1 protein-coding gene is annotated in these 5,780 nt (G+C 75.1%); it reads right to left on the bottom strand.

The annotated features are described in order from the left end of the window. Positions 1 to 5,702, bottom strand: a 5,702-nt coding sequence (locus tag ABZ497_RS36320) for an SDR family NAD(P)-dependent oxidoreductase (RefSeq protein ID WP_359812301.1), incomplete at its 3' end; no start/stop codon positions are given. Positions 5,703 to 5,780 lie beyond the last annotated feature (78 nt).

The raw sequence follows: 5,780 nt of genomic DNA, 5'->3' as shown, positions 1-5,780 counted from the left end.
AGCGGCTTCTGGGCACCACGATCCTGACCGTAGGTCGCCAGCAGCGCCTGCGCCTCGATCGGGTCACCCAGCTTGGTACCCGTCCCGTGCGCCTCCACCACGTCCACATCGGCGGCCGTGAGGCCGGCGTTCGCCAGCGCCGCGCGGATCACCCGCTGCTGGGACGGACCGTTCGGCGCCGTCAGACCGTTCGACGCCCCGTCCTGGTTCACCGCCGAGCCGCGCACCACGGCGAGCACCCGGTGCCCGTTGCGCCGCGCGTCCGAGAGCCGCTCCAGGACCACCATGCCGGCGCCCTCGGCGAAGCCCATGCCGTCCGCGTCGGCCGAGAAGGCCTTGCAGCGGCCGTCCACCGCGAGACCGCGCTGCTGGCTGAACCCGACGATGCCGTCGGGGGTCGCCATCACGGTGGCCCCGCCGGCCAGCGCCATCGAGCACTCCCCGGCGCGGATCGCCTGGGTGGCCAGGTGCAGCGCCACCAGCGAGGACGAGCACGCGGTGTCGATGGTCACCGCCGGGCCCTCCAGGCCCAGCGTGTAGGACACCCGGCCGGACATCACGCTCGTCGCGAAGCCGGTCGTCAGGTGCCCTTCGGCTCCCTCGCCGCCGGTCGCCAGCCCGAGCCCGTAGGCCGACGCGAACCCGCCGACGAAGACGCCGGTCTGGCTGCCGCGCAGCGTCGCGGGGTCGATCCCGGCCCGCTCCAGCGCCTCCCAGGACGTCTCCAGCAGCTGACGCTGCTGCGGGTCCATCGCCAGCGCCTCACGCGGCGAGATCCCGAAGAACCCGGCGTCGAAGCCGCCGGCGTCCGCGACGAAGCCGCCCTCCTGGGTGTAGGAGGTGCCGACGCTCTCGGGGTCCGGGTCGTAGAGGCCCTCCACGTTCCAGCCGCGGTCGTCCGGGAAGCGGGAGATCGCGTCCGCCCCGGTGGTGAGCAGCTGCCAGAACCCGTCGGGGTCGTTCACGTCGCCGGGGAGCCGGCAGGCCATCCCGACGATCGCGATCGGCTCGTCGGATCCCGCTTCCGCCGGGCGGACCGGCAGGAGGTCCACGGGCTGCTCGGTGTCACCGAGCAGCCGGGCCCGCAGGTGCCCGGCCAGCGCGACCGGGTTGGGGTAGTCGAAGACCAGGGTGGCCGGCAGCCGCTGACCGGTCGCGGTGCCCAGGCGGTTGCGCAGTTCGACCGCGGTGAGCGAGTCGAAGCCCAGGTCGGTGAAGGCGCGGCCGGGCTCGACGGCCTCGGCAGAGCTGTGCCCCAGCACGGCCGCCACGTGGGTCCGGACCAGGTCGGTGAGCAGCCGGGTGCGCTCCTGTTCGGAGAGGCCGGCCAGCTGCCGTTGCAGCGAGTCCGCGCCGACGCCGCCCGAGGCGGCGGTCCGCCGGCCGGTCCCGGCCGTGACCAGGGTCCGCCAGAGCGGCGGGACCTCCGCGCTCCGCGTGGCCTGCGCGCGCAGCCCGGCGAGGTCCAGCCGGGTCGCCACCAGCAGCGCCTCGGAGCGGGCGGTTCCCTGGTCCAGCAGGGCCAGGCCCTCGTCCGCGCTCAGTGCCACGGCGCCACCGCGGGTCAGGCGGGCCCGGTCGGAGTCCGAGAGCTGCCCGGTCAGGCCGCTGACCTCCGCCCAGAGGCCCCAGGCCAGCGAGGTGCCGGGCAGTCCGGCCGCCCGCCGGTCGGCCGCCAGCGCGTCCAGGAACGCGTTGGCCGCCACGTAGTTGCCCTGACCCGGGACGCCGAACGTCGCCGCGGCCGAGGAGAACAGCACGAACTGCTCCAGATCCAGCTCCCGGGTGAGCTCGTGCAGGTGCCAGGCACCGTCGGCCTTCGGCCGCATCACCGCGGCCACCCGCTCGGGCGTCAGCGACGCGACGATCCCGTCGTCCAGGACACCGGCGGTGTGGATCACGCTCCGCAGCGGACGCCCCGCCGGAATCGCCGCCAGCAGCGCGGCCAGCGCCTCACGGTCCGCCGTGTCACAGGCGAGCACGTCCACCGACGCGCCCGACTGCGCCAACTCCGCCGCCAGCACGGCCACCCCGGCGGCGGCCGGACCGGAACGGCTGGTCAGCACCAGACCGTCCGCCTGGGCCGTGGTCACCAGATGCCGCGCGACCAGACCGCCCAGCGTGCCCGTGCCACCCGTCACCAGCGCCGTCCGCCCGGATGGGCGGGGGGCGCGCAGTTCGGCGGGGACGGTCAGGACCAGCTTGCCGGTGTGGCGTGCCTGCTGCATGAAGCGGAACGCCTCACGCGCCCGCCGCACGTCCCAGGCCCGGACCGGCAGCTTCGTCAGCGTGCCGGCGGCCATCAGGTCGACGATCCGGCCGAGCATCGCGCCCATCCGCTCGGGCCCGGCCTCGCCGAGATCGAAGGGCCGGTAGAAGACCCCCGGGTACTGGACGGCCAGGGCCTCCGGGTCCCGGAGGTCGGTACGGCCCATCTCGACGAAGGCCCCACCGCGCGGCAGCAGCCGCAGCGAGGCGTCCGTCAGCTCGCCCGCCAGGGAGTTCACCACGATGTCCACACCCGCGCCGCCGGTGGCGGCGAGGAACTCCGCCTCGAACCCGGCGTCGCGGGACGAGGAGATGTGCGCTTCGTCCAGGCCCATCGCGGCCAGCACCGGCCACTTCGCCGGACTCGCCGTCGCGAACACCTCCAGGCCCAGGTGCCGGGCGAGCTGCACCGCCGCCATGCCGACGCCACCGGCGCCCGCGTGCACGAGCACCCGTCGGTCGGCCTCGGCCTCGGCCAGCTCCACCAGGGCGTACCAGGCCGTCATGAACGCCACGGGCACCGACGCGGCCTCGGCGAAGGTCCAGCCCTCCGGGATCCGCACCAACTGCCGGGCGTCCGTAACCGCCACCGGCCCGAACCCGCCTGCGGCGACGCCCATCACCCGGTCGCCGACCGCGAGGCCGGTCACCTCGGGGCCGAGGTCGAGCACCGTACCCGCGAGCTCACTGCCCATCACACCGCCGCCCGGGTACATCCCGAGGCCGATCAGCACGTCGCGGAAGTTCAGCCCGGCCGCGTGGACCGCCACCCGGACCTGCCCGGGCTCCAGCGCGTCGCCCGTCTGCGGCGCCGGCGCCGGTGTCAGCCCCTCCAGTGACCCGCCGGCGTCCGGCTCCAGCCGCCACGGGCCCTCGGGCACCGCCAACTCGCCCGCCGGGCGCGCCAGACGCCGTCCGTGGGCCTGGCCGGCGCGGACGACCAGCTCGGACTCACCGCTGCCCACCGCCGACGGCAGCACCGTGGCGGGCGCACCGGACTCACCGGCGGGCAGGTCGACCAGGACGAGTCGGCCGGGGTTCTCCGACTGCGCCGAGCGCAGCAGGCCCCAGACGGCGGCGGCGGGCAGATCGGCGACCCGCTCACCGGCCGCGGCAGCGACGGCTCCTCGGGTGACGACCACCAGCCGGGCCTCGGCCAGACGCTCCTCGGCCAGCCAGGCCTGGGCCAGGCCGAGCACCTCACCGGTCACACGCGCGGCCGCCTGCGCCGGGTTTCCACTGTCCTGGTCACCGGCGCAGGCCAGCACCAGGGCGGGCTCGATCTCCCCCGCCTCGGTGGCGGCGGCCAGACCGGCCAGGTCGGCGAAGGCCCGGACCGGAACGCCGGAGGCCTCCAGCGCCTCGGCCAGGCCGAAGCGATCGGCGCCGATCAGCGCCCACGCCCCGGCCGGAGCCTCGGCAACGCTCAGCGGGGCCCACTCGACGGTGAACAGGGCATCCGCCACCGTCGAGGCAGCGGAGTTCAGTTGCTCGGCCGCCACCGGACGGGTGATCAGCGACTCGACGGAGACCACCGGCGAACCGGTGGCGTCCGCTGCCGTCAGCACCAGACCGCCCTGCGCATCCCGGCGCAGCCGGGCCCGCAGCACGGACGCACCCGCCGCGTGCAGCTCGACACCCGTCCACGCGAACGGCAACCGCACCTGCCCGGAATCGCCCTCCTCGGAACCGCCGACCAGGGCGCTGGCGTGCAGCACACCGTCCAGCAGGGCCGGGTGCAGACCGAACGCACCCGCATCGGCGGCCACACCCTCGGGTAGCGCCACCTCGGCGAAGACCTCGTCGCCCCGGCGCCACACCGCGCGCAGCCCCCGGAACGCCGGGCCGTAGCCGTAGGGCGTCCCGGCCAGCGCCTCGTACATACCGCTGACGTCCACCGCCGTGGCCCCGCGCGGAGGCCAGACCGCGAAGTCCTCCTCGGCGAGCGCGGGTTCACCGGCGTGGGCGACCAGACCGCTCGCGTGTTGGAGCCACGCCTGCTGCGCGTCGGCGGCGTCGGGGCGGGAGAACACCTCGACCGTCCGACGGCCGTCCGCATCGGCGGCGGCCACCACGACCTGGACCTGCACACCGGAACCGTCCGCCGGGAAGATCAGCGGCGCCTGGAGGGTCAGTTCCTCCAGCAGGCCGCACCCCACCTGGTCACCGGCCCGGACCACCATCTCGACGAAGCCGGTCCCCGGCAGGAGCGCGACCCCGCCGACCACGTGGTCGGCCAGCCAGGGGTGCGTCCGCAGCGACAGCCGCCCGGTGCAGACCAGCCCCGCGCCGCCGGCCAGTTCGACGGCCGCGCCCAGCAGCGGGTGACCGACCGCGCCCAGGCCGAGCGACACCGCGTCCCCACCGAGGGACGGCGCCGCAGCCGGCGGCCAGAACTGCTCGTGCTGGAAGGCGTAGGTGGGCAGCTCCACCGACTCGGCGGCCGGGAGCACCGTGCGCCAGTCCACGGGGGCACCGTTGACGAAGGCCTCGGCAAGTGAGGCCAGCAGGCGCTGGGCGCCGCCGTCGTCGCGGCGCAGCGTGCCGCAGACGGCCGCCGGCAGCCCGGCGGCCTCCTGGGCGACCTCTTCGAGCGTGTCGTTCATCGCGCCCAGCAGCACCGGGTGCGGCGTCACCTCGACGAACAGCTGGTGCCCCTGACCGGCGAGCGTGCGCACCGCGCGGTCGAAGTGCACCGTCGCCCGCAGGCTGCCGTACCAGTAGGCGGCGTCCAACTCCTCACCGGTCAGCGTCTCGCCAGTCATCGCCGAGACCATCGGGATCCGGCCCCGGCGCGGCGCGATACCGGCCAGGACCTCGGTGATCTCCGCTTCGAGGCGGTCCACCTGCGCCGAGTGCGAGGCGTAGTCCACCGCGACCATCCGGGCGCGCACTCCCTCCGCCTCGAACTCCGCCTTCAACTCCTCCAGCGCCTCCGGCTCACCCGAAACCACCACCGCCGAAGGGCCGTTGACGGCTGCCAGGGCAACACGCTCACCGAACCGGGCGATCCGCTCCTCCACCACCGCGGCCGACCGGCTCACCGACAACATCCCGCCGAGACCGGCCAGCACCTTCAACGACCGCGAACGCAGCGCCACCACCCGGGCGCCGTCCTCCAGCGACAGCATCCCCGCCACCGTCGCCGCCGCGATCTCACCCTGCGAATGCCCCACCACCGCAGCAGGCGTGACACCGGCGGCCTCCCAGACCGCCGCCAGCGACACCATCACCGCCCACAGCGCCGGTTGGACGACATCCGCCGCCGTCAACTCCGGCACACCCGCGAGGACATCGGCCAGCGACCAGTCCACATAAGGCGCCAGCGCCGTCTCGCACTCCGCGAGCCGTGCCGCGAACACCGGGCTCGACAGAGCCAGTTCACGGCCCATCCCCACCCACTGCGAACCCTGACCGGCGAACGCGAACACCACCCGCGCACCCGGCCGCGCCACACCCGACACCACCGACCCCGACGGCACACCGGCCGCCAGACTCTCCAACCCGGCCAC

It is taken from the genome of Kitasatospora sp. NPDC005751 (assembly GCF_040630835.1).
Classification (GTDB): Bacteria; Actinomycetota; Actinomycetes; order Streptomycetales; family Streptomycetaceae; genus Kitasatospora.
The sequence above is the reverse complement of the archived record's forward strand: the minus strand, read 5'-3'. Positions and strand labels throughout refer to the sequence as shown.